The organism is Streptomyces sp. NPDC045968 (assembly GCF_056430475.1).
In genome coordinates this window covers 333,614-358,706 of sequence record NZ_JBWKLF010000008.1, presented here as the reverse complement: position 1 = coordinate 358,706, position 25,093 = coordinate 333,614, and the positions used below count along the sequence as shown (strand labels likewise).

At 72.2% G+C, this 25,093-nt stretch carries 17 protein-coding genes and 1 riboswitch; of the genes, 7 read left to right on the top strand and 10 right to left on the bottom strand.

The features are described from left to right. Nucleotides 1-152: 152 nt before the first annotated feature. On the bottom strand, nt 153-1,706 hold the full coding sequence (gene purH, locus AC07FA_RS24435) for a bifunctional phosphoribosylaminoimidazolecarboxamide formyltransferase/IMP cyclohydrolase (protein ID WP_479078184.1): 1,554 nt from the start codon (nt 1,704-1,706) through the stop codon (nt 153-155). After that, a complete protein-coding gene (gene purN, locus AC07FA_RS24430) occupies nt 1,693-2,349 on the bottom strand; it encodes a phosphoribosylglycinamide formyltransferase (protein WP_479078183.1) in 657 nt (218 codons plus the stop codon). The genes purH and purN overlap by 14 nt, the downstream gene beginning before the upstream one ends. A 239-nt stretch (nt 2,350-2,588) precedes the next feature. Between purN and AC07FA_RS24425 the strand changes: the two genes are divergently transcribed. Further along, nucleotides 2,589-3,566 (top strand): hypothetical protein, encoded by a 978-nt coding sequence (locus AC07FA_RS24425; RefSeq protein WP_479078182.1) that lies wholly within the window; start codon nt 2,589-2,591, stop codon nt 3,564-3,566. Between the two features lie 36 nt (nt 3,567-3,602). On the opposite strand, the gene AC07FA_RS24420 is transcribed toward AC07FA_RS24425, so the two are convergent. Continuing rightward, nucleotides 3,603-5,330, bottom strand: a complete 1,728-nt coding sequence (locus AC07FA_RS24420; RefSeq protein WP_479078181.1) for a cell division protein PerM — start codon at nt 5,328-5,330, stop codon at nt 3,603-3,605. A 108-nt stretch (nt 5,331-5,438) separates the two neighbouring features. On the opposite strand from AC07FA_RS24420, the gene AC07FA_RS24415 reads away from it, so the two are divergent. After that, the gene (locus tag AC07FA_RS24415) at nt 5,439-6,782 is read left to right on the top strand and encodes a helix-turn-helix domain-containing protein (protein ID WP_479078180.1); all 1,344 of its coding nucleotides are present in this window, start codon (nt 5,439-5,441) and stop codon (nt 6,780-6,782) included. Nucleotides 6,783-6,903: 121 nt separating this feature from the next. Here AC07FA_RS24415 and sucD read toward each other — a convergent pair whose 3' ends face one another. From sucD to AC07FA_RS24390, 5 genes are all read right to left on the bottom strand, one after another. After that, nucleotides 6,904-7,788 carry a succinate--CoA ligase subunit alpha gene (gene sucD, locus AC07FA_RS24410; protein WP_326679219.1) on the bottom strand — a complete coding sequence of 295 codons (885 nt, stop codon included), beginning with the start codon at nt 7,786-7,788 and terminating at the stop codon, nt 6,904-6,906. 21 nt (nt 7,789-7,809) lie between these two features. Beyond that, the gene (sucC, locus tag AC07FA_RS24405; protein WP_479078178.1) at nt 7,810-8,991 is read right to left on the bottom strand and encodes an ADP-forming succinate--CoA ligase subunit beta; all 1,182 of its coding nucleotides are present in this window, start codon (nt 8,989-8,991) and stop codon (nt 7,810-7,812) included. 307 nt (nt 8,992-9,298) lie between these two features. Then, nucleotides 9,299-10,543: a VWA domain-containing protein gene (locus tag AC07FA_RS24400; protein WP_479078177.1), complete on the bottom strand. Its 1,245-nt coding sequence runs from the start codon at nt 10,541-10,543 to the stop codon at nt 9,299-9,301. Beyond that, the gene (locus AC07FA_RS24395; protein WP_479078176.1) at nt 10,540-12,897 is read right to left on the bottom strand and encodes a DUF5682 family protein; all 2,358 of its coding nucleotides are present in this window, start codon (nt 12,895-12,897) and stop codon (nt 10,540-10,542) included. Before AC07FA_RS24395 ends, AC07FA_RS24400 begins: the two co-directional genes overlap by 4 nt. Beyond that, nucleotides 12,894-14,006 carry an ATP-binding protein gene (locus AC07FA_RS24390; RefSeq protein WP_479078175.1) on the bottom strand — a complete coding sequence of 371 codons (1,113 nt, stop codon included), beginning with the start codon at nt 14,004-14,006 and terminating at the stop codon, nt 12,894-12,896. Before AC07FA_RS24390 ends, AC07FA_RS24395 begins: the two co-directional genes overlap by 4 nt. Nucleotides 14,007-14,124: 118 nt before the next feature. Between AC07FA_RS24390 and AC07FA_RS24385 the strand changes: the two genes are divergently transcribed. Together AC07FA_RS24385 and AC07FA_RS24380 are read left to right on the top strand one after the other, a co-directional pair. After that, nucleotides 14,125-15,516, top strand: coding sequence for an SWIM zinc finger family protein (locus AC07FA_RS24385; protein ID WP_479078174.1), 1,392 nt, complete (start codon nt 14,125-14,127; stop codon nt 15,514-15,516). 77 nt (nt 15,517-15,593) lie between these two features. Next, on the top strand, nt 15,594-17,234 hold the full coding sequence (locus AC07FA_RS24380; protein ID WP_479078173.1) for a DUF5691 domain-containing protein: 1,641 nt from the start codon (nt 15,594-15,596) through the stop codon (nt 17,232-17,234). A 63-nt stretch (nt 17,235-17,297) separates the two neighbouring features. On the opposite strand, the gene AC07FA_RS24375 is transcribed toward AC07FA_RS24380, so the two are convergent. Continuing rightward, nucleotides 17,298-17,711 carry a cobalamin B12-binding domain-containing protein gene (locus tag AC07FA_RS24375; protein ID WP_479078172.1) on the bottom strand — a complete coding sequence of 138 codons (414 nt, stop codon included), beginning with the start codon at nt 17,709-17,711 and terminating at the stop codon, nt 17,298-17,300. A 343-nt stretch (nt 17,712-18,054) separates the two neighbouring features. Here AC07FA_RS24375 and AC07FA_RS24370 point away from each other — a divergent pair, with 343 nt between their 5' ends. Both AC07FA_RS24370 and AC07FA_RS24365 read left to right on the top strand, forming a co-directional pair. Then, complete coding sequence (locus tag AC07FA_RS24370; protein ID WP_479078170.1) at nt 18,055-19,020, top strand: esterase/lipase family protein; 966 nt, start codon at nt 18,055-18,057, stop codon at nt 19,018-19,020. 237 nt (nt 19,021-19,257) lie between these two features. Further along, on the top strand, nt 19,258-20,835 hold the full coding sequence (locus AC07FA_RS24365) for a M23 family metallopeptidase (RefSeq protein WP_479078169.1): 1,578 nt from the start codon (nt 19,258-19,260) through the stop codon (nt 20,833-20,835). Nucleotides 20,836-20,910: 75 nt separating this feature from the next. Here AC07FA_RS24365 and pcrA read toward each other — a convergent pair whose 3' ends face one another. Further along, nucleotides 20,911-23,352: a DNA helicase PcrA gene (gene pcrA / locus AC07FA_RS24360; protein ID WP_479078168.1), complete on the bottom strand. Its 2,442-nt coding sequence runs from the start codon at nt 23,350-23,352 to the stop codon at nt 20,911-20,913. 260 nt (nt 23,353-23,612) lie between these two features. Next, a riboswitch (cyclic di-AMP (ydaO/yuaA leader) is annotated at nt 23,613-23,777 on the top strand. Here pcrA and AC07FA_RS24355 point away from each other — a divergent pair. Then, nucleotides 23,776-24,948 carry a C40 family peptidase gene (locus AC07FA_RS24355; RefSeq protein WP_479078167.1) on the top strand — a complete coding sequence of 391 codons (1,173 nt, stop codon included), beginning with the start codon at nt 23,776-23,778 and terminating at the stop codon, nt 24,946-24,948. (Overlaps the previous riboswitch by 2 nt.) Nucleotides 24,949-25,093 lie beyond the last annotated feature (145 nt).

Genomic DNA, 25,093 nt, shown 5'->3' with positions numbered 1-25,093 from the left:
CTGGCCGTTAATTAGAACAGAGAGCCGAAGCGGAGCGGCACGCCGGGACGCGGCGCAGGCCGCACCCCGGTGTACGGGGTACGGCCTGCGCGGTACCGGCTACGGGCCCCCGGGGGCGCCGGAGACGGCTCGGTGGACGGTGCCGGAGCGGCTCAGTGGAAGAAGTGGCGCGTACCGGTGAAGTACATCGTCACGCCGGCCTTCTGCGCCGCCTCGATGACCAGCTCGTCGCGGACCGACCCGCCCGGCTGGACCACGGCCTTGACGCCGGCCGCGGTCAGGATCTCCAGGCCGTCGGGGAACGGGAAGAACGCGTCGGACGCGGCGTAGGCACCCTGCGCCCGCTCCTTGCCCGCCCGCTCGACGGCCAGCTTCGCGGAGTCCACACGGTTGACCTGGCCCATGCCGACGCCGACCGATGCGCCGTCCTTGGCGAGCAGGATCGCGTTGGACTTCACCGCGCGGCACGCCTTCCAGGCGAACGAGAGCTCGGCGAGCTCGTCGGCGGACAGGGCCTCACCCGTGGCGAGGGTCCAGTTGGCCGGGTCGTCGCCGTCGGCCTGGAGGCGGTCGGTGACCTGGAGCAGCGCACCGCCGTCGATCGGCTTGACCTCGACCCGGGCGGCCGGGGCGTCGGGGCAGCGCAGCACCCGGATGTTCTTCTTGCGGGCGAGCACCTCGACCGCGCCGTCCTCGTAGGCGGGGGCGACGATGACCTCGGTGAAGATCTCCGCGACCTGCTCCGCCAGGGTGACGGTCACCGGGCGGTTGACCGCGATGACCCCGCCGAAGGCGGACAGCGGGTCGCAGGCGTGCGCACTGCGGTGCGCCGCCGCGACGTCGTCGCCGATCGCGATGCCGCACGGGTTGGCGTGCTTGATGATCGCGACACACGGCTCGGCGTGGTCGTACGCGGCCCGGCGCGCGGCGTCGGTGTCCGTGAAGTTGTTGTACGACATCTCCTTGCCGTGCAGCTGCTCCGCCTCGGCGAGGCCACCGGCCCCCGAGGTGTAGAGGGCGGCGGGCTGGTGCGGGTTCTCGCCGTACCGCAGGACGTTGCCGCGCTCGTACGTCGTACCGAAGAAGTCGGGGAAGCCCGAGTCGTCGGCGGCGGCGTAGTCGGCCGCGAACCAGGACGCCACGGCCACGTCGTACGCGGCGGTGTGCTGGAACGCCTCGGCGGCGAGGCGCTTGCGCGCGGTCAGGTCGAAGCCGCCCGCCTTGACCGCGGCGAGGACGTCGGCGTAACGCTCCGGGCTCGTGACGACGGCCACGGACGGGTGGTTCTTGGCCGCCGCGCGGACCATCGAGGGGCCGCCGATGTCGATCTGCTCCACGCACTCGTCGTCGGAGGCGCCGGAGGCGACGGTCTCCTTGAACGGGTACAGGTTGACGACCACGAGGTCGAAGGGCTCCACACCGAGCTCGGCGAGCTGCTCGCGGTGGGCCTCCAGGCGCAGGTCGGCGAGGATGCCGGCGTGCACACGGGGGTGGAGCGTCTTGACCCGGCCGTCGAGGCACTCGGGGAAACCGGTGAGCTCCTCGACCTTGGTGACCGGCACGCCGGCGGCGGCGATCTTCCCGGCGGTGGAGCCGGTGGAGACGAGCTCGACACCCGCTTCGTGCAGACCGCGCGCGAGGTCTTCGAGCCCCGTCTTGTCGTAGACACTGACCAGGGCGCGACGGATGGGCTTATTCACCGACATGACCGAGATGAACCTTTCGTCCCTCAATGCGATAGCCGTCGCGGGCGAGCCGCCCCACGGCCTCGACGAGCAGCGTGCGCTCGACTTCCTTGATGCGTTCGTGGAGGGCGGCTTCGCCCTCCGGGGTGTCCTCTTCGGTCACCTCGACCACGCCCTGCGCGATGATCGGACCGGTGTCGACGCCGTCGTCGACGAAGTGGACGGTGCACCCGGTGACCTTCACGCCGTACGCGAGAGCGTCACGCACTCCGTGGGCACCGGGAAAGCTGGGAAGCAGGGCGGGGTGGGTGTTGACGACCCGGCCGCCGAACTCGGCGAGGAACCTCTTGCCCACGATCTTCATGAAACCCGCCGACACCACGAGGTCCGGGCGGTACGCGGCAGTGGCCTCGGTGAGCGCCGCGTCCCACTCCTCGCGGGTGGCGTGGTCGCGGACCCGGCAGACGAAGGCCGGGAGCCCGGCGCGCTCGGCGCGTTCCAGACCGGCGATACCGGGGCGGTCCGCGCCGACGGCGACGACCTGGGCCCCATAGCCCTCGGGGTCGTCACCGATGGCGTCGAGCAGGGCTTGGAGGTTCGTACCGGAACCGGAGACCAGCACGACCAGGCGGGCCGGAGCGGCGGAAGGGGGCGGGGAGGCCACGGCTGGGCCCTTTCTCGCGTGGTAACGCAGGTGCGAATGCTTGCGGTGCTACTTGTACGGTCGTACGAAAGAATCTCGCCCCTTGATACGGGGAACTCTACGAACGGTCCGACCGTCAGCAACGATACCGGCACACCCAGCGGCCCCCACGGGACGGGGGCGTGGCCGGGGGGTAGCGTCTGGGGACAGCGAACCGTCCGCCGGGCGGGAAACGACGAGATGGGGAAGACGTTCTTCACATGCCGGACCGACGCCGCCGCACCGCCTTCCGCCTCCCGCTGCCCGAGCGGGCCCCGATGATGCTGCGGGAACGCCAGTCCTCCTCGCCGGGCTCCTCCTCTTCTTCCGGGTCCTCCGGCTCCTCCGGTTCCTCGGGCTCCTCCGGGTCCTCGGGCGCCGGCGGCGGAGCCCCGGCCTCCGCCGGACCGCAGGACGACAACCCGTTCGCGGCGCCGCCCGAGAACCGTCCCGACCAGCCCTGGCAGCCGCGCCACCCCGCGCAGAGCGGCGGCGGCAACGGGAACGGAAACGGGAACGACGGCGACGACGACACGTCCGGCGGCTCCGGTGACCGCCCCGCCTGGGGCAGCCAGTGGAGCAACCAGCAGCCCGGCCGGCAGAGCGGCGGCTTCGGCAGCCGGCCCGGCAGCCCCGGCCCCGGCGAGGGCGGCGGAAAGGGCGGCCCGGACGGTGGGTCGGGCGGCATGCGCTGGGACCCGACCGATCCCGCTCAGCGGCGCGCCCGCTACGCCGTACTGGGCGGCATGTGGGCCTTCTTCTTCGCTCTCTTCGACTTCCCCGAGATCGCACTGCTCCTCGGCGCACTGTCGGTGTACTGGTCGATCAGCGCCCTGCGGGCCAAGCCGAAGAACCCGTCCTCCACCTCGACCTCCACCTCCACCACCACCCGCGCCACCGCGGAGGACGTCGCGGGGATCGCGCGACCGACGGCCGACGGCGACGCGGCCGCGCCCACGGGCGGGGCCGCGCCCGGCACCGGCCGCGCCGGTTACGGCAGGCCGCAGACGACCGCCGCGGTCAGCGGCCTCGTGACGGCCCTGCTCGCGCTGTCGATCGTGGCGACCACGTTCACCGTGCAGCTGGTCTACCGCGACTACTACACCTGCGTGAACGACGCGCTGACCAAGTCCGGCGCGCTGGCCTGCAACGATCTGCTGCCCAAGCCGCTGGAACCCTTCTTCGGCGTCAAGAAGTAACCCGCCCCGGAGCCGGCCCCCGAGGGGATCCGGTTCTCAGGACGCGGTATCCCGGCCGGGCTCCGGAGGCTCCGACGCCTCCGGAGCCCGGCCGTTCCGCGTGGCCTCGGCGACCGGAAGGTCCGCCGTCGGCGCCCCCGGAGCCGGGAAGTCCGCCATCAGCCCGCCGGAGTCCTTCTTGAGCGAGGCCCAGCGGACCTCCCTTGCCGTCTTCTCGTGCCACGGGCCGGCCGGCAGGAAGTCGTACGGCTCGAAGGCCGCGCCGTCGTCGTCGGCCCCGGACACCGGGGCCGGGACGGCCGGGCCCACCGCGGCGGCCACGGCCGCGTCGCCGTCCGCTCCCCGCCGCCACCACCGCCTGCCACGACTCCGCTCCGGCTCCCCGGCGGCCTCGGTCTTTCCGTCCGCCGCGGCCGGGGCCTCGGCCGCGGCTTTCGCGTCCGGTCCGGTGTCCGCGCCCACGCGGTCCCGGCGCCACGCCCAGCCGCGCTCCCGCAGCCGCCACGACCTCAGCAACAGCGCCACCGGTACGCCGATCAGGGCCGTCCAGGCGAGCGCTGCCGGGCCCACCAGCCACCACACCGGGCCGAACTCCGCCAGCGTTCCCGAACCGAGCGGACCTCCCGACGCCGCCGTCAGCAGCGCCGTACCGGCACCGCAGCCCACCGCGGCCAGCACCGCCACCAGAGCCGTCTCGCGCCCGCTCCAGACCTCGTCGCGTGCCGCCTGGACGGGAGCCGCCCGCCCCGCTGTGAACCAGCCGGCCGTCAGACCGGCCGCGAGAGGGACCGCCAGGGCCGCCCAGTCGGCAGCCGTTCCCGGACCCGGCGACGGCACGCAGGCGAGCAGGGGGAAGTCCGGAAGCGCCGGGCGCCCCTCGACGGCGTACGGCGTGACCGTCGACGCCGCACCGAGGGCGAAACCCGGTCCCAGACCGTAGGCCGCACCCCACATCGCCGCATTCGGTACGAGGGCCAGGGCCAGCAGCAGCACGGCGGCCCGCCCCGACCAGTCACCGGCGAGCGACAGGAACGAATCCTGGGCAGCCTGGACATGCCACACCAGGGCCACCGCGACCACCAGCGCACCGCCGCCGAGCAGCACCGCCACCCCGGCGGCGGCGGACCGGAACGCGGCTTCCACCCGGGTACGGAACAGGGTCCGCGCCACGCCTTCCTGAAGCCACAGCGGCGCCCAGGACGGCAGCGGGCCCAACGGCCGGCCCAGGGCCGTCCACACCCCGGCGGCCGCCGAACCGGCCACCACCAGGGCGAGCGGAAAGCCGAGCGAGAAGCGGACCGGGGGCATGGGGCCGCCCCGCGCGTAGGCGGCGACACCTGCGGCGACCAGCAGGTATCCGGCCGTCACCGCGCAGAACACACCACCGGCCGAGGGGACGGAGCGCCCCTCCTCGGGCTCCAGCGCGTCACGGGCCGCCCGGTGCGTCAGCCACACCGGGCCGACGACGAGCAGCAGCGGGACGGTGGCGACGGGGGCCGGAATCCCACTGAGGGTGTCGGTCCTGACCAGCTCGGCGCCGTGCGCGAGCAGCCAGAGCCCGGCCGCGACGTGGAGGGCGCCGCCGGGGCCGCTGTCCGGGTACGGGGAGCTGATCCACAGCACCGTGACCAGCACGGCGAGCGAGCCGAGCCCGAGACCTGCCGCGATCACTCCCCGCAGGAAGGAGGAGGCCAGCACGACGGTCCGGCTGCGCTCGGCCGACAACATGGGGCTGCGCTCGGTCACTTGGGTCACGCCCGCCATGCTCCCAACGACACGCGCTTATTCCGCGTAACAGGCGAACAGCCGTTGTGTCGCTCAATATACGTTTATGTACTTTTTCACCCAGTGGAGCGCTCCCGGGGGCGCCTCATGACTCGGAGCACCGCCGCGTCCGGCGCCGCCACGCCGCTGCCCTCCCCCAAGGAGCGGCGCAGGCTGCGCGAGGAGCAGTCCCTGAGTGAAGAGCAGGTGGCGACCGCCGTCGGCGTCACCCGTGCCACCGTCCGCTCCTGGGAGGCGGGCCGCGCGAGCCCCAAAGGGCGCAAGCGTGCGGCGTACGCCCGGCTGATCGGCTCCGCCGGGGAACCACAGCCACCGGAGCAGTCCCCACCGTCGACAGTGCCCCGCACCCCGGTGCGGGGCACACCGCAGCCCTCCGTCGAAGCCCCCGGGAGCACCACCATGTCCCCGACCGAGCCCGACACCGGTACCGATGCCGAGCCCCTCACCACGGCCGAACCCCTCACCACGGCTGATCCTCCTGAGGCCCGGGAGGCCCCCGAGGTACCTCCGGCACCCCAAGACCCTCCGGCACCCCAAGAGCCTCAGGCACCCCAAGAGCCTCAGGCACCTCAGGAACCTCAGAACGCCGAGACCTCGACCGACTCCGCCGGCATCTCGGCCGAAGAGGCATTCGACGCGCTGTACACCCACACCGCGCCCGGGCTGGTCCGCCAGACGTACCTGCTGACCGGCCGGCGCGGTCTGTCCCGGGAGTCCGTCGAGCGCGCGTTCCAGGTGGCCTGGCAGCGCTGGCCCGAGGTGGCCGTGGACCGTGACCCGGCGGGCTGGGTACGGGCCGCCGCGTACGAGTACGCGATGTCGCCCTGGCACCGGCTGCGCCGCGCCCACCGGCACCCGGACCCGCCGCCGACCGAGCCGCGACGCCGGGCGCTGTTCGAGGCGCTGCTCGACCTGCCCCCGGCGTACCGCCGCACGCTGCTGCTCTACGACGGGATGGGCCTGGACCTCCCGGAGACCGCTGCCGAGACCGAGGCGAGCACCCCGGCGGCAGCGGGCCGGCTGATGACCGCGAGGGCCGTGGTCGCCGAGCGGCTGCCCGAGCTGGCGGACAGCGTGTCCTCCGAGGAGCAGTCGGCACTGCTGCGCGACCGGCTCGGCGCGCTCGCCCTCGCCGAGCACGTACCCACGCCGGCCGCGGCGCGCGCCGTCCGGACCGGCAGCGAGCGCAAGGCCGCACTGTGGACCCGGGCGGCCATCGCCTTCGTGGCGCTCCTCGTCGGCGTCACGGCCCTCACGCTGCACACGGCCCCCACCCAGTACGAACAGCCGCTGGCGCCCGCCGAACGGGTCGGCGGCGTGCCGCCCCGAGGCGGCCCTCAGCAGCTCACCCCGCAGGACCTGGAACTGCAGAAGGCGCTGCGCGGCGAGCTCGCGCACGGCCCGGAGCGGCTGGTGCCGCGGATTCCGTGACGCGTTCCCCACCCGGCGCACACGAAAACGGCGTGGGCCCGCACCCTTCGATCAGGGTGTGGGCCCACGCCGTCTGTGCGGTGACGCGGTGGCGCGGCGACGGTCCGCCGCACCGTGGCAATCAGGCGCCGAGGATCTCGCGCGCCAGCTTGGCGGTCTCGGTCGGCGTCTTGCCGACCTTCACGCCGGCGGCCTCGAGGGCCTCCTTCTTCGCCTGGGCGGTGCCGGAGGAGCCGGAGACGATGGCGCCCGCGTGGCCCATGGTCTTGCCCTCGGGGGCGGTGAAGCCCGCGACGTAACCGACGACCGGCTTCGTGACGTTCTTCGCGATGAAGTCGGCGGCACGCTCCTCGGCGTCGCCACCGATCTCACCGATCATCACGATGAGGTCGGTCTCGGGGTCGGCCTCGAACGCCGCGAGGGCGTCGATGTGCGTCGTACCGATGACCGGGTCGCCACCGATGCCGACGGCGGACGAGAAACCGATGTCCCGGAGCTCGTACATCATCTGGTAGGTCAGCGTGCCGGACTTGGACACGAGACCGATGCGGCCGGGCTTGGTGATGTCGCCCGGGATGATGCCGGCGTTGGACTGACCGGGGGTGATGAGGCCGGGGCAGTTCGGGCCGATGATCCGGGTCTTGTTGCCCTTCGAGCCGGCGTACGCCCAGAAGGCGGCCGAGTCGTGGACGGCGATGCCCTCGGTGATGACGACGGCCAGCGGGATCTCGGCGTCGATCGCCTCGACCACGGCGGCCTTCGCGAAGGCCGGCGGCACGAAGAGGACGGACACGTCGGCGCCCGTCTTCTCCATCGCTTCCTTGACGGAACCGAAGACCGGAACCTCGGTGCCGTCGAAGTCGACGGTCGTGCCGGCCTTGCGCGGGTTCACGCCGCCGACGATGTTGGTGCCGTCAGCCAGCATGAGCTTGGTGTGCTTCATGCCCGTGGCGCCGGTCATCCCCTGGACGATGACCTTGCTGTCCTTGGTGAGGAAGATAGCCATGGTGTTGGAGTCCCTCGTCCCTTACTTCGCAGCCGCGGCGAGCTCGGCGGCCTTGTCGGCCGCGCCGTCCATGGTGTCCACACGCTGCACGAGCGGGTGGTTGGCGTCGGAAAGGATCTTGCGACCCAGCTCCGCGTTGTTGCCGTCGAGACGCACGACCAGCGGCTTCTCGACCTTCTCGCCCTTGGACTCGAGCAGCGCCAGAGCCTGGACGATGCCGTTGGCGACCTCGTCACAGGCGGTGATGCCACCGAAGACGTTGACGAAGACGGACTTGACGTCCGGGTCGCCGAGGATGATCTCCAGGCCGTTCGCCATGACCTCTGCGGAGGCGCCGCCACCGATGTCGAGGAAGTTGGCGGGCTTCACGTTGCCGTGGTTCTCACCGGCGTACGCGACGACGTCCAGGGTCGACATGACCAGACCGGCACCGTTACCGATGATGCCGACCTCGCCCTCGAGCTTGACGTAGTTGAGGTTCTTGGCCTTGGCGGCAGCCTCGAGCGGGTTGGCTGCGGCCTTGTCCTCGAGAGCCTCGTGGCCGGGCTGGCGGAAGTCGGCGTTCTCGTCGAGCGAGACCTTGCCGTCCAGCGCCAGGATGTCGCCGTTGGCGACCTTGGCGAGCGGGTTCACCTCGACGAGGAGCGCGTCCTCGGCGACGAAGGTGTCCCACAGCGTCACCAGGACCTCGGCGACGCTCTCGGCCACCTCGGCCGGGAACTTCGCCTGCGCGACGATCTCGCGGGCCTTCTCGATCGTCACGCCGTCGACGGCGTTGACCGGGACCTTCGCGAGGGCCTCGGGGGTCTTCTCCGCGACCTCCTCGATGTCCATGCCGCCCTGCACCGAGGCCATGGCCAGGAAGGTGCGGTTGGTGCGGTCGAGGAGGTACGAAACGTAGTACTCCTCCAGAATCTCCGGCGCGGTCTCGGCGATCATCACCTTGTGGACCGTGTGGCCCTTGATGTCCATGCCGAGGATGTCGGTCGCACGGGCGACCGCCTCGTCGGGGGTGGCGGCCAGCTTGACGCCACCGGCCTTGCCTCGGCCACCGACCTTCACCTGCGCCTTGACGACAGACTTGCCGCCCAGCCGCTCGGTCGCCTCGCGGGCTGCCTCAGGCGTGTCGATGACTTCACCGGCCAGCACCGGTACACCGTGCTTGGCGAAGAGGTCCCTCGCCTGGTACTCGAACAGGTCCACGCGCGTCCGTCCCTTTTAGTGGTCTCGCGGTTCGTTCTTCTGCGTGGGCAGTGCCGCGAAGGGCAACGTGACTGCGCTGTCACCAGGGAGGCGCACACGGTGTCCGAGTACGCGGCATGTCCATCCGGCAGGTTATCTCCGCGCTCCGCAGGACCCTAAATCGCAGATCACACCTGGGCGGTGATAACTGTCACAGATCACCCTCCGGGCCGAGTCGCGGTGGACAGAACGGCGGGTGGCGACCCCGCACGTGACCGGTCACCGGACCCGGGACCCCGGCATACGGACCGGGTCCTGAAGTCCGCCCTCACTGACAGGTCTCCTTGTCCGGTACGGGCAGCGGGCGCCTTTCGATCGCCGCCGCCATGATGTCGGGGAAGAGGTCCGGAGTGCAGGCGAAGGCGGGAGCGCCGAGTGCGCCCAGGGCGGCGGCATGGTCCCGGTCGTACGCGGGCGCCCCTTCGTCGGAGAGTGCGAGCAGCGTCACGAACTGCACACCGGACGCCTTCATCGCGGCGACGCGCTTGAGCATCTCGTCGCGGATGCCGCCCTCGTAGAGGTCGCTGATGAGGACGACGACGGTGTCGGCGGGGCGGGTGATCTTCGACTGGCAGTAGGCCAGGGCCCGGTTGATGTCCGTGCCACCGCCGAGCTGGGTGCCGAAGAGGACGTCGACCGGGTCGTCGAGCTGGTCGGTGAGGTCGACGACGGCCGTGTCGAAGACGACGAGCCGGGTCGCCAGGGTGCGCATGGACGCCAGCACCGCCCCGAACACCGAGGCGTAGACGACGGACGCCGCCATGGAACCCGACTGGTCGATGCAGAGGATGACGTCCTTCTTCACGGCCCGGGACGCTCGCCCGTACCCGATGAGCCGCTCCGGAATGACCGTGCCGGCGCCGTCTCCTCCCGGGAGGGGCAGATAGTTCTTGAGGTTGGCCCGGATGGTCCGGTCCCAGTCGATGTCCCGGTGACGCGGCCGGCTGATTCTCGCCGACCGGTCCAGGGCGCCGGTCAGTGTCGCCTTGGTGCGGGTGGAGATCCGCTTCTCCAGGTCCTCGACGACCTTGCGCACGACGGCTCTCGCCGTCTCCTTCGTCGTCTCGGGCATGGCCTTGTTGAGCGAGAGCAGGGTGCCGACGAGATGGACGTCGGCCTCGACGGCCTCCAGCATCTCCGGCTCCAGCAGCAGCGCGGACAGCCCGAGCCGCTCGATCGCGTCGCGCTGCATGACCTGGACGACGGAACTGGGGAAGTACGTACGGATGTCGCCGAGCCAGCGGGCGACGGACGGGGCGGACGCGCCGAGTCCGGCCGAGCGCTCCTGGCCACCGCGCCCCGCGGGCCTGCCTCCGCCGCCGTACAGCGCGGCCAGTGCGCCGTCCATCGCGGCATCGCGGCCCGTGAGGGTGTGGCCGGTGCTCTCGGCGCTGTCGCCGCCCAGCACCATCCGCCAGCGCCGCATCCGTTCGTCGTGGGCGGATGTCCCCGTCGTCGCCTCCCCGTCGTCCGGCTTCTCCGATGCCGTCGTCGTCACGGTCCGGGTGGTCATGCCGTCGCCCCCAGCGGTCGCTCGGTGTGGTCGTCGCGTGAAACGGGCTCGGTGTCGAGGCCGAGCAGCAGGCGGAGCACCGGCACCACCGCGTCCGCCCGCCGCTCGTCGAGTCCGGGCCCGAAGCCTGACCGGGATGCCTCCGCGCTGCCGCGGTGCTGCCCCTCGGGAACCGGGCCGCGGCGGACCAGCTCGCCCAGGGTGCGTCGTACACCCGGCTCGTAGGCGGAGAAGGTGCGCCGCAGCAGGGGCAGCACATCGGTGAACGCCGATGCCCCCACTCCGGTCAGCCAGGTGTCGATCAGGCTCAGCAGCCGCTCGTCGTGGACGAGCAGCATGCCGCCGCCCGCCGCCCCGCCGACGAAGCCCTCGATCCAGGCCGCGGCGTCGGTGGGAGGGGTGCCGGGTGAGAGTGCGAGGCCCATGAGCCGCGCCGCCTCGTCCTGGGTGAGCTGTCCGTCGTCGAGCAGGAGCCGGGCCGCGCGGCCCCGGATGACGCCCGCGACGGTGTCCCTGGCGGCCAGCTTGCGCAGCACGGCCGCCCAGCGCCCGCGCAGCCCGTCCGCGTCTCCGGCTTCTCGGGTTCCGGTTCCGGCTCCGGCTCCGGCGAGGAGCCCGATGGCGGTGTGCACGCCGTCGATACGCCGGCGCAGCTCCGCGGCTCCGTCCGCGTCGAGACCGGTGCAGGCCGGGGGCAGGCCGACGCAGATCCGCTCGGCGAGTCCGATGGCGACCGCTCCGAGCGAGGCCGTGTCCGTGGCCCGCACGTCCCCGTACCGCAACGAGCGGGCCAGGGCGGGCAGCGCCTCCGCCAGATGACTGACGTCGGCGTCCAGAGCGGCCCGGTCGGCGAGGGCGTTCATCACGACGGGAAGCGCCTCGGACAGTTCGGCGAGGAGGCAGCGCTCGGCGAGGGCGGTGACTTCGGCGAGCGCGGTCGCCGAAACGGCCTCCGACTCGGCCTTGGCGGTCGCGGCGGAGAGCACCGTGGTGCCCCAGACGCCGGCCTCCGCGACCCGTACGTACAGCTCGGGCTCCCAGCGCAGTCGCCAGGTCTCCCGGAAGGTGCCCGTGCTCCCCCGGCCGGCGGCGCGGTCGCCCCAGCCCACGTCGAGGAGGCGGAGCCGGTGCAGGAGTCTGCTGCGGGCCGCGTCGGTGTCCTTGCGGAGGTCGAGCTCCAACTCCCGCTCGGACGCCTCCGGTTTCAGCCTGAGCGTGCGCTGCTGCCTGCTCAGGTCGCGTTGCAGCGGGACGGCGGGGGCGCTGTCCGGCACCTCTCCGAGCGTCTCGCCCACGACGAGCCGGTCCTGGACGAGGGCCAGGGGTACGTCGGAGCCCTCGCACATCACGGCCCGGACCGCGTCGGTCGTCTCGGTCAGGCCGGGCAGCGGACGGCCCCGCACGGCCGCCAGCCCTCTGGCCAGCCGGACGGCTTCGATGACGTGGGCGGAGGAGATGAACCGGTCCTCGTCGCGCAGGAGTCCGGCGACCTTCGTCATCCACCGCTCGACCGGCCGGTCGGGGGTGCCGAAGAGGTGCCCGTACCAGCCGGGCGAGTCGATCCCCGCGCCGTATCCACTGTGCCGGGCGAGCCTGCGGTGGGTCCACGGCACCCAGGTCAGCTCGGTTCTGACCTTCGGGACGCCCTTGAGGAGCGCCTTGTCGGCGGCGAGGGTGGTCCGCGCGGCGAGGGCGGGGACGTGCCAGGCGCCGCAGACGACGGCGATGTCGTCGCCGAACTCCTTCCGGGCGGCGCGCAGTTGGATGCGCATGTACGCCTCCCGGACGGCGTCCCTGGGGTGGCCGCCGTCCCCGTACACCTCGCGCAGGGCGGTCATGGCGTCGGCGAGGACGGCGAACGGTGCCAGTGGGTCGCCCGCGCCGCCGTCGGGGGCCCGGTGCTCGACGACGTCCTCCCACCAGCGCTCCGGGTCGTCGTACCCGGCGGTCTCCGCCAGCACGCCGATCGGGTCGACGGCGGGCGAGCCGGGCGGCTCCTCGGGCACGGCCTCCGTGAGGGCCAGGGAGTGCGTGGCGGGGAGGTCGATGAAGCGTGCGGGGACCTCGTGCGCGAGGGCCCAGCGAATCGCCACCCATTCGGGTGAGAACTCCGCCATCGGCCAGAACGCGGCCCGCCCCGGATCGTCCACGGCATGGGCGAGCAGCGCGACCGGCGGCTTCATCTGCTCGTCGGCGGCGAGCGGCAGCAGTGCGTCACCCTCGGGCGGGCCTTCGATGAGGACGACCCGCGGCCGGGCGGCCTCCAGCGCGGCCAGGACCGCGCGGGCGGACCCGGGGCCGTGGTGGCGCACCCCCAGGAGCAGCGGCCCGGCGGACGCGGTGACCCCCGTCATGCGGAGACCTCACGGCAGGCGCGGTAGAAGTCCTTCCAGCCGTCCCGCTCCCGGACGACCGTCTCCAGGTACTCCTGCCAGACCACCCGGTCGGCCGCCGGGTCGCGGACGACCGCGCCGAGGATTCCCGCCGCCACGTCGCCCGGCCGCAGCACGCCGTCACCGAAGTGCGCGGCGAGCGCGAGCCCGTTGGTGACGACGGAGATGGCCTCGGCCGTGGAGAGCGTCCCGGAGGGCGACTTGAGTTTGGTGCGGCCGTCGGTGGTGATGCCGGCGCGCAGCTCGCGGAAGACGGTGACCACGCGGCGGATCTCCGCGAGGCCGTCGGGGGCCGCCGGCAGGTCGAGCGAGCTCCCGATCTGGTCGACGCGGCGGGACACGATGTCCACCTCGTCCTCGGGGGTGGCCGGCAGCGGCAGGACGACGGTGTTGAACCGGCGGCGCAACGCGCTGGACAGCTCGTTGACCCCGCGGTCGCGGTCGTTCGCCGTGGCGATGAGGTTGAAGCCGCGCACCGCCTGGACCTCCTGCCCCAGCTCCGGCACGGGGAGCGTCTTCTCCGACAGAATGGTGATGAGCGCGTCCTGCACGTCGGCGGGGATACGGGTCAGCTCCTCGACCCGGGCGGTCATGCCTTCGGACATGGCCCGCATGACGGGGCTGGGGACCAGCGCGTCACGGCTGGGCCCGTGGGCGAGCAGCTGGGCGTAGTTCCAGCCGTAGCGGACGGCCTCCTCCGGGGTGCCCGCCGTGCCCTGGACGAGCAGCGTCGAGTCGCCGCTCACGGCGGCGGCGAGGTGCTCGGAGACCCAGGTCTTGGCGGTGCCCGGCACGCCGAGGAGAAGCAGGGCCCGGTCGGTGGCGAGCGTGGTCACGGCGACTTCGACGAGACGGCGCGGACCCACGTACTTCGGTGTGATCACTGTCCCGTCGGCGAGCATGCCGCCGAGCAGATAGGTCGATACGGCCCACGGCGAGAGCTTCCAACGGGCGGGCCTCGGCCGGTCGTCGGCGGCGGCGAGCGCCTTCAGCTCGTCGGCGAAAGCGTCCTCGGCATGCGGTCGCAGCGCCTCGTTCGCGACGGCGGCGGTGGTTGCGGACACGGTCATGGATCCCCCTCCAGATCGTTCGACCCGATGTGGTTCCCACCGTGCACCATGCCACTGACAATCAGGCTCCGCCGCAGGTCAGAGGCGATTGTCAGTGGTGCGCCCTACCGTCGTACCCATGCTGCTATCTCACGGGGGAGAACCCTTGCGCACCGCTGGTCCGGTGGTGCGCTGGACGGTGGAGCAGGTACAGGCCCTGGCTCCTGACGAAGCATCACGCAAGGCCGGCAACAAGCTGAGTTCGGCGGGTCCGTGGTCCGAGACGGGCCATGAGGCCTCGGGCGCGGTGTGGGGGCTGTGCAAGGGCAGCGGCAGCAAGCCGTACCGAACGGTGATCGACACGGCCGGGCCCGCGTACAAGTGCAGTTGCCCCAGCCGCAAGTTCCCCTGCAAACACGCGCTGGGACTGCTGCTGCTCTGGGCGTCCGACGGCGCGGCCGTCCTGCCGGGCGAGGCGCCGGACTGGGCGCGGGCGTGGCTGGACGGCCGGCGCGAGCGCGCCGCGGAGCAGTCGGCCGGGAGCGGGGCTCCTGCCCCCGGCCCGGCCGATCCGGAGGCGGCGAGGCGGCGGGCCGAGCGCCGGGCGGCGCGGATCACCGCAGGCGCGCAGGAGTTGGAGCAGCGCCTCACCGACCTGCTGCGCGGCGGGCTCGCCGCCGCCGATCAGGCGGGGTACGGGCTGTGGGAGGAGACCGCGGCCCGCATGGTCGACGTCCAGGCCCCGGGACTCGCTGCTCGCGTCCGGGAGTTGGGGGCCATACCCGCCTCCGGACCCGGGTGGCCGGTGCGGCTCCTGGAGGAGTGCGCCCTGCTCCACCTGCTGGACAGCGCCTGGCTGGGCGTCGACCGGCTGCCGGACCCCCTGGCCGCGACCGTTCGTACGCGCGTGGGGCTGACGGCCTCCGCCGACGGGGCGCCGGTCCGTGACCACTGGCTGGTCCTCGCGCAGTACGACACACCGGACGGCAAGATCGTCACTCGCCGCATCTGGCTGTACGGGAGGGAGTCGGGCCGCACCGCGCTGCTGCTCTCCTTCGGGGCGGCGGGACGCTCCCCCGGCCAGGCCCTGCCGGTGGGCCTGACGATCGACGCCGAGCTCACGCCGTATTCCGGCGCCGGTCAGCCACGGGCCGAGCTGGGGCGGCAGTTCGACCCGCCCGCCACGAGGGGGACGCCACCGGCGGGGGGCGCGACGGCCTCGGCGGTCGCGGCGTACGGGCACGCGCTGCGGGACGATCCATGGCTGGACTCCTGGCCGGTGACGCTGCGCGATGTCATACCCACGCCGTCCGAGGGCGGCTGGCAACTGGCCGACGCGGACGGCACATCGGCCCTTCCGCTCGCGGCGTCGGCGCTGTCCGGACCGGGGCTGTGGAAGCTCGTCGCCCTGTCGGGCGGCGGCCCCGTGACCGTCTTCGGCGAGTGCGGCCACCGCGGTTTCGCCCCGCTCGCGGCCTGGACGACGGGCGAGGACGACGACAGCGACGGTCGGCCCGTTCCGCTCATCTGACACCTGCGGCCCTGCGAACCCTGGACCCGTGAACCGGATATCCGGCTCCGTGACTCCCTGACACCTGGACGGGACCGATGACCCCACCCGACACGAACACCGTCACCACCACAAGGGCGGCCACGCCGATGGCGTGGGAGGAGCTCGTCACCTCGGCGCTGCTCGGCACCGACCGCCGCCCGCCGGACCCCGGACCCGCGGGCGCCGACGGCCCGGTCGCCCTGCTGGACGCGGCGGCGCTCCACACCGTTCGCCGCAGAGCCGGGCTGCTGCCGGCCGTGGCGGCCGAGCGGCCGGACCCCGCGCCCGCCGATCCACGTCCGCCACTGCCCGCCGCCGCCCGGCGCAGGCTCGTCCAGCTGCTCTCCGACCGGTCCGCGCCGTCCGGGGGCGGCGGGCGGCGCGGCACGGCTCCGAATCTCACGGAGCTCCTTCCGCAGTGGCTGGCCGCGGCCCATCAGCACGGCTTCCGGGCGCCCGCGGTCGTCCTGCCCGCTCTGCTGGACGCGGCGCGGGCGCGCACGGACCTCCGGGCGCATGTCCTCGCTTTCGCGGGTCCGCGCGGGCTCTGGCTCGCCAGGCTGAACCCGGAGTGGAAGTTCGCGCTGCGCGGCGCTCCTGGCGGCCCGCCCCCGTCCGTCGCGACGGACCCGGACGCGGTGCGGCGCCTGTGGGAGGAGGGCCTGTTCGCCGAACGGGTCGCGCTGCTCGGAGCCGTACGGCGGCAGGAGCCGGCTGCCGCGCTCGTCCTGCTCTCCACCACGTGGTCGACGGAACGCGCCGAGGACCGGCTGATGTTCCTCGACTCGCTCCGGACGGGTCTCTCCGGCGCGGACGAGGCGTTCCTGGAGCAGGCCCTCGCCGACCGCAGCCGCAATGTCCGCGCGACGGCCGCCGAGTTGCTGTCCGCGCTGCCGCATTCGGCCCTCGCCGAGCGCATGGCCGCCCGCGCCCTGTCCTGCGTGAACCCCGACCGTACGGGCGGGGTCGCGTCCATCGCGGTGGAGGCCCCGCACGAATGCGACGCGTCGATGCAGCGGGACGGCGTGGTGCCGGTGCCGCCGTCGGGACGGGGGGAACGGTCCTGGTGGCTCGGCCAGCTGGTGGAGGCGACCCCCCTGGCCACCTGGCGGGAGCGGTTCGGCGGGCGCTCCGCACGGGAGATCGTGGGACTGCCGGTCGCCGACGGCTGGACCGAGGAGCTGCACGCCGCGTGGTGCCGGGCGGCGGTGCGGCAACGGGACGCGGAGTGGGCCCGCGCCCTGCTCGGCGCCCCCTCGACACCCCCGGCGAACGGTCCGGGGACGGCCTCGCTGGCCGAGCGTTCGAAGCTCCTCGCCACCCTGCCGAGCGAGGAACGGGCGGTCTGGGTGGCCGACTTCATCGCGGCGCACGGATTGTCGGAGGCGTTCCAGCTGCTCGGCGTCTGTGCGGTGCCCTGGGCGGAGCCGCTCGGCCGCTCGGTGGTCGACGCCCTCGACATAGCCCGGGACGCCGGGAGTTACCCATGGAGTTTCAGCGGGGTGATGGGCCTCGCCGAACGCTGCCTGAACCCGGCCGAGGCGGACCGCCTCGAAGTGCTCACCACCACCCCGGACGAGCCGGAGGGCGCCTCACCAGGAGCGGGGGGCTACTGGTCGGAGGCGTTCCAGCGCCTGGTCTCCACCTTGCGCCTGCGCTCGGCCATGGACAGGGAGCTGGCCTCCGGGGCGCCGTGAACAGGACGTGCCGCCCCGCGCGGCCGACGGACCCGGGCGGTCCGTCGGCCGTGAGCGGTCGGGTCAGGCCCCCGCCGTCTGTCGCACGTTGGCGTTCACCCAGTCGACGATCGACGTCGTCGTCGCACCCGGGGTGAAGATCTCCGCGACACCCTGGTCCTTCAGCGGCTCGATGTCCGCCTCGGGGATGATGCCGCCGCCGAACACCTTGATGTCCTCGGCCTCGCGCTCCTTCAGCAGCTCGATCACCTTCGCGAAGAGCGTGTTGTGCGCACCGGAGAGGATCGAGAGACCGATCGCGTCGGCATCCTCCTGGATCGCCGTGTCGACGATCTGCTCGGGCGTCTGGTGGAGGCCGGTATAGATGACCTCCATACCGGCGTCCCGCAGCGCCCGCGCGATCACCTTGGCTCCACGGTCGTGGCCGTCGAGTCCCGGCTTGGCCACCACCACACGGATCGGACCGGTCACACCCATCACTGCCTCCACATGGATCTCCCGCGCCTGAAGGGCCGGGGATGTGAACGAACGTTATCTCCAGCATCCCGCAAGCCGCCGTTTCGCGGTGGACGGGGAGGGGGAAATCACACATGGGACATGTTCGCTACGCGTCGTTCCCGGCCGAGGCGGCCCATCCGTCTCGCCGGGGGCAGCCGCACAGGGAGCCGCTGCGAGGTCGCCGTACCACCGCGCCGTCAGCCGCACGGCACGGTGGTACGGCCTCACGGCCGATCATCCGACGATCGCCGCCTCGCACCGACACCCCATGAGGGCATACGGGACCGGAGCCGCTCCTGTGTGTCATTGCAGGAGGTCGGCCATGAAGGTCCTGTCCTTCCTTTCCCCATTGCTGCGCACGCCCCTCTCCCCGCTGCTGCGCACACCCCTTCCCTCACTGCTGCGCACGCCCTGCACGCTCCCCGCCCGGCTGTCATCGGCGCTGGTCAAAGCCACCGTGCTGGAGCTGGCGATCCTCGCCGGGCACATCCTCATCTACCCCTCCGGCATCACCCCTGAGCGCCGGGACCCAACGCCGGCCCCCCTCCCGGAACCGGGCCCCGACGCGGACGCGGACGCCCCGGGGCGGACCGGCACGAAGCCCGCAGGACCCGCCGCCCTGCTCGCGGGCGGGGGCACCGGCGGGGGAAGCGGCCGGCCGCCCGTCGTGCTGCTGCACGGGTTCATCGACAACCGCTCGGTGTTCGTCCTGCTGCGGCGCTCGCTCGCCCGGCACGGCTGGCGCCACCTGGAGTCCCTCAACTACTCGCCGCTGACCTGCGACGTCCGCACGGCGGCCGAGCTGCTGGGCCGGCACGTGGAGGAGATCTGCTCCCGCACAGGACACCGTGAGATCGACATCGTCGGACACAGCCTCGGTGGGCTGATCGCCCGCTACTACGTGCAGCGGCTCGGCGGTGACCAGCGGGTGCGGACCCTGGTCACGCTCGGCACCCCGCACAACGGCACCTCCGTCGCCCCGCCGGCGAGCGCCCACCCCATCGTGCGGCAGATGCGCGGCGGCTCCCCTCTCATCGCGGAACTGCGCCTGCCCGCTCCCGGCTGCCGGACCCGGTTCGTCAACTTCTGGAGTGAACTGGACCGAGTGATGGTGCCGGTCGAGACCGCCTGCATGGACCACCCCGACCTCGACGTGGTCAACGTGCGCGTCACCGGAATCGGCCATCTCGCCCTGCCCGTGCACCCGACGGTCGCCGCCGGTATCCGAGGCGCCCTGGAGGCCCAGGACGCCTCCAGCAGCGGATCCGGGGCCGCTTCGGTGGCCTGAACAGGCGCATGACCGGCCTGAATTCGGACACGCAAATAGAACTTATTTCGAACGTACCGCCAAGGCTGCGCCTGCTCTCCACCGAAAGGCGGCCGATTGCCCGTTTCCTGAACGGCTGGAACCCGGCGAAGATTGTCGTCGTCACGTACCGCCGGGTACAGTCGCGGCCACTGCTTTCCCCTGGAGTCCCCCACGGACACCGGAACAGGTCCTGCTGCCGAGGCGAGAGAGAAGTTGGTGAACGACCAGCACCCCCACGCCGGGTACGTCGACTACGACAACAACCCCACCGGCAGCTTCGCCACCGATCCACTCTTCGGCGCTCTTCCCGGTCAACACGACGGCAGTTACGACAGCGGTTCCACCCACGGCTACGAGGCCGGCGGCGGTTACGGGAGCGGTTACGACACCGCCCAGGGCGCCACGTACGGCTACGACCAGGGTTACCCGGCCGCCGGGCAGGGCCACAGCGGCGAGTACGACTCCACTCAGTGGGACACCGGCGCGCATCAGACCGCCTCGTACGACGCGTACGCCGCCCACCCGCACGAGCCGCACGAGCACCAGCAGCAATACGACAGCACCGGGCAGTGGGACACCTCCGGATGGGCCCAGGCGGGCCAGACCGGTCAGGCCGAGCAGTGGGCGACGACCGACACCGGCGCGTTCCCCACCACCACCTTCGACGCCACGAGCTACGAGACCGGCGCGTACGCCACCACGGCATTCGTGGACGCGGGAGCCGACACCGGCGCCTACGACGCCACCGCCTGGAACTCCGGCGCCACGCCCGAGAACGCGCCGTACGAGCCCGAACAGCTGTCGTACTCCTCGTACGAACAACAGCCGGCCGAGCAGCAGGCCGCTTACGAGCCGTACGCGACAGCCGAGTTCAGCACCGTGGACGCGGACACCGACGCCGACACCCGCCCGCACCCCGAGGCCCACGAGACCGCGGCCGATCCCGAATCCGAATCCGGGACCGACGAACCCGAGCTCCTGACCGCGGCCTCGCACTCCACCACCACCCCCCGCCCGGCCGGCCGAGCGCCCCGCGGCGGCGCGGGCAGCCGTGGCCGACGCCGTACCCCCGCCAAGCGGTCCGCACTCCTGACCGTCGCCGTCCCCTCGGCCTGCGTCATGAGCGTCGCGGGCATCGCGGCCGCCTCGGTCAGCGGAATCTCCGCCGGCGAGGAGAAGAAGGACACCACCACCTCGGTGGCGGCGGCCGACCCCGCCACCGTCAAGCCGGTGGCCGCCAACAACGAGCTGGACACCCAGCTCGCCAACCTCAGCGCCGACGCCGACGACTTCGCCGACCGCGCCAGCCGCACCCAGGAGCGCATCGACCTGCGGGAGCGGCAGGCCGCCGAGAAGAAGCAGCGCCAGGAGGAGGCCGCACGCCGCGAGGCACTGCGCCCCAAGTTCGCGCTGCCGGTCACGCAGCACGGTCTCAGCGCGTACTACGGCCAGGCGGGCGTCAACTGGATGTCCGTGCACACGGGCGTCGACTTCCCCGTCGGGTACGGCACTCCGGTGATGGCCGCGACCGACGGCACCGTCCGCACCCAGTTGAACAGCGCCTACGGCAACATGGCCATCGTGACGGCGGCCGACGGCACCGAGACCTGGTACTGCCACCTCAGCAGCATCAGAATCCGCTCGGGCACGGTGCAGGCGGGCGACACCATCGCGTACGCCGGGGATTCCGGGAATTCCACCGGCCCGCACCTGCACTTCGAGGTCCGGCCCGGCGGCGGCTCGGCGATCGACCCGATGCCCTGGTTCCGGAGCCACGGCCTCAACCCGAACTGATCACCACAGGGTGGATTGGCTGTGGCCCCGTCCAGGAGGACGGGGCCACAGCCAATCCGCACGAGCGCCGCGGAACTACAGCTTCTCGACCGGCGCGTAGCGCAGCAGGAGCTTCTTCGGCCGCTCGTCCCCGAAGTCGACCGTGGCCTTCGCCTGATCGCCGAAGCCCTCGACCGCCGTCACCGTGCCCAGACCGAACTGGTCGTGCGTGACCCGGTCCCCCACCACCAGCGTGACCACCGGCTTGTCCGCGGTGCGCCGGGTGGCGAAGCCCGAGGGACCGGACTTCGAGCGCGAGGACGACAGCGAGGACGTGATCCCCGACGTCGGTCCGGCCGGAGCGGCCATCGGGCCCTTGCGCTTCCACTCCAGATGCTGGTCCGGGATCTCCTCCAGGAACCGCGAGGGCGGGTTGTACGAGGGCTGGCCCCACGCACTGCGCATCGCGGCCCGGGTCAGATACAGCCGCTCGCGGGCGCGGGTGATGCCGACATAGGCGAGCCGCCGCTCCTCCTCCAGCTCCTTGGCCTGGCCGAGCGCCCGCATGTGCGGAAAGACGCCGTCCTCCATGCCGGTGAGGAAGACGACCGGGAACTCCAGCCCCTTGGCCGTGTGCAGCGTCATCAGCGTGATGACGCCGGAGCCTTCCTCGTCCTCGTCGGGGATCTGGTCGGAGTCGGCGACGAGTGCGACCTTCTCCAGGAATTCGGCGAGCGTGCCCGCGCCCTCCTCAGCCGCCGCGCGCTCCTGCTCGAATTCGAGGGCGACGGCCGCCAGTTCCTGAAGGTTCTCGATGCGCGTCTCGTCCTGCGGATCGGTCGACGCCTGGAGCTCGGCGAGATATCCGGTGCGCTCCATGACCGCTTCCAGGACGACCGCGGGGCCCGCCCCCGACTCGACGATGGTGCGAAGCTCCTCCATCAGCGTGTTGAAGCGCTTCACGGCGTTCGACGAGCGGGCCGCCATGCCGTACGCCTCGTCGACGCGGCGCAGGGCCTGCGGGAAGGAGATCTTCTCGCGCATCGACAGGGCGTCGATCATCGCCTCGGCGCGGTCACCGATACCGCGCTTCGGCACGTTCAGGATGCGGCGCAGCGGGACGGTGTCCTCCGGGTTGGCGAGGACCCGGAGGTAGGCCAGGACGTCGCGGACCTCCTTGCGCTCGTAGAAGCGCACACCGCCGACGACCTTGTAGGGCAGGCCGACCCGGATGAAGATCTCTTCGAAGACACGGGACTGCGCGTTCGTACGGTAGAAGACGGCGACGTCGCCCGCCTTCGCGTCACCGGCGTCGGTGAGCCGGTCGATCTCGTCGGCGATGAACTGCGCCTCGTCGTGCTCGGTGTCCGCGACGTACCCCGTGATCCGGGCGCCGGTGCCGGCGTTCGTCCAGAGGTTCTTGGGGCGGCGGCTCTCGTTGCGCTCGATGACCGCGTTGGCCGCGGACAGGATCGTCTGCGTGGAGCGGTAGTTCTGCTCCAGCATGATCGTGGTGGCGTTCGGATAGTCCTCCTCGAACTGGAGGATGTTGCGGATGGTCGCGCCCCGGAAGGCGTAGATCGACTGGTCCGCGTCACCGACGACACACAGCTCGGCGGGGGCGTCGGCCTCACCGGCCGGGCCCACCAGCTCGCGTACGAGGGTGTACTGCGCGTGGTTGGTGTCCTGGTACTCGTCGACCAGGACGTGCCGGAAGCGGCGGCGGTAGTGCTCGGCGACATCGGGGAACGCCTGGAGCAGGTGCACCGTCGTCATGATGATGTCGTCGAAGTCCAGGGCGTTGGCCTCGCGCAGCCGTGCCTGGTACATCGCGTACGCCTGGGCGAGGGTCTTCTCGAAGCCGTCCGCCGCCTGCCCGGCGAAGGTCTCCTCGTCGATCAGCTCGTTCTTCAGATTCGAGACCTTGGCCGTGAACGACTTCGGCGGGTAGCGCTTCGGGTCGAGGTCCAGATCGCGGCAGACGAGCGCCATCAGCCGCTTGGAGTCCGCGGCGTCGTAGATCGAGAACGAGGAGGTGAAGCCGAGCCTCTTGGACTCGCGGCGCAGGATGCGTACGCACGCGCTGTGGAAGGTCATGACCCACATGGCGTTGGCGCGCGGCCCGACGAGCTGCTCGACCCGCTCCTTCATCTCGCCCGCGGCCTTGTTGGTGAAGGTGATCGCGAGGATCTGGCCGGGGTGGACGCCCCGCTCGGCCAGCAGATGGGCGATCCGGTGGGTGAGCACGCGGGTCTTGCCCGATCCGGCACCGGCGACGATGAGCAGCGGCGAACCGGCGTGCACGACCGCGGCACGCTGCTCGGTGTTCAGCCCGTCGAGCAGCGCGGCGGCGTCGATGACCGGACGGGGGGCACCGTCGCGGTAGTACCCCTCGCGGGGCGGCGGGGGCGCGTCGAAGACGCCCTCGAAGAGACCCTCCGGCACCGCTTCGGGTGCGTGGTCCTCGGGAGGCGGCGGGGGCCCTTCCTCCGAGTTCTGGAGGCCGGTCAGGAAGCTGTCGTCAAAGAGGCTGCTCATCGCTTGACGAGTCTAGGCGGCCCCACTGACACCCCGGGGCCGCATTCCGCAGGAAGGCGTCCGGGGCATGCGCGCACGGAGACCGGGCGGCCACACGGCGTGAGGGCGGCGAGGGCCTTCGACGGTCCGGCCGTACCGCTTCCCGCAAGGTCACGAAAATGTATCGGGCATATCGAACATCAACCTTCACAGGGACGCCACGGGTTGGCTAGCGTGCGTCGTCGGGCGGCCCGTACTCCCTTGAGGCGAACCACGCCGAGCGGGCGCCCACGCCGAATCCAGCTGCCCCCAGGGGCATTCGGAACCGGGGACCCACACGCAGCACCGGGGTGAATCGGTCCACAGCCCTCACGTGGACCGTAGGGCAGCCTTCCGTTCCGCCCGAACCCGACAGCTAACCCGGTAGGCGGTCCACGGAAGGAGATGCCGGCCTTGTCGTCGCATCGCAAACCGCGCACCCGTATGCGCACCACCTCACACGGCATCGGACTCACGACGGCCGCGCTGGCCTCTGTGACGCTGATCTCCACGCAGACCGCGACGGCCGCGCCCGCTGCGCCCCGGCCGAGCATCGAGGACGTACAGAAGAAGGTCGACGACCTCTACCGGCAGGCCGGCACCGCGACCCAGCAGTACAACAAGGCGAAGTCCGCCTCCACCCAGCAGCGCGCGAAGGTCGACGGGCTGCTGGACGCCGCGGCGAAGCGCGCCGAGAAGCTGAACGAGACGCGGCGCGAACTGGGGCGGTTCGCGGCGGCGCAGTACCGCAGCGGTGCGGTCGCGCCGACGGCCACGTTCTTCCTCGCGGACGACCCGCAGTCGTACTTCGACCAGGACCAGCTGATGGCGCGGATGACCAGCCAGCAGCAGAAGACGGTCTCGGACTTCCGTACGCAGCAGAAGGCGGCGGCGAAGAAGCGCGTCGAGGCCACCAAGAGCCTGGAGACGCTCACCGAGGCGCAGACCACGCTGCGGGCCAGCAAGCAGCAGGTGCAGGAGAAGCTGACCGAGGCGCGCAGCCTGCTGTCGGAGCTGACCGCCAAGGAGAAGGCGCGGCTCGCGGAGCTGGAGCGCGAGAAGGAGGCGGAGGCCGAGCGCAAGGCGCAGGAGCTGGCCCGTCAGCAGGCCGCCGCCGCGGAGGCCGAGCGCCAGGCCCAGGAGGACGCGGCGAAGGAGGACGCCGGGCAGCCCGACAGCGGCACGGACACCGGGACCGGGAGCGGTACGGACGCGGACAGCGGCTACGCGGCGAAGGCGGAGAAGGTCCTCGCCTTCGCACGGGCCCAGATCGGGAAGCCGTACGTCTGGGGGGCGACGGGCCCCGCCTCGTACGACTGCTCGGGGCTGACGCAGGCGGCCTGGAAGGCGGCGGGCGTCGACCTGCCCCGTACCACCTGGGACCAGGTGGAGGTCGGCACCCGGGTGGCCACGGCGGATCTGCGGCCGGGCGACCTGGTCTTCTTCTACGACGACATCAGCCACGTCGGCATCTACAAGGGCGACGGCATGATGATCCACGCGCCGAAGCCGGGGGCGAACGTGCGCGAGGAGTCGATCTACTACATGCCGATCTACGGGAGCGTGCGGCCGGCGTGACGCCGAGGCCCCCGCACCCGTCCCGCTCACGTCAGGACCGGCCGTAAGGCCCGCCTGAACCGGGCAGTCGCCCCGCGAACCGCTGTGGGACCATCCGCATGACGACCCCTGGGGGGGGCGAAGCGGTGGTGGACACGAGGAGTTC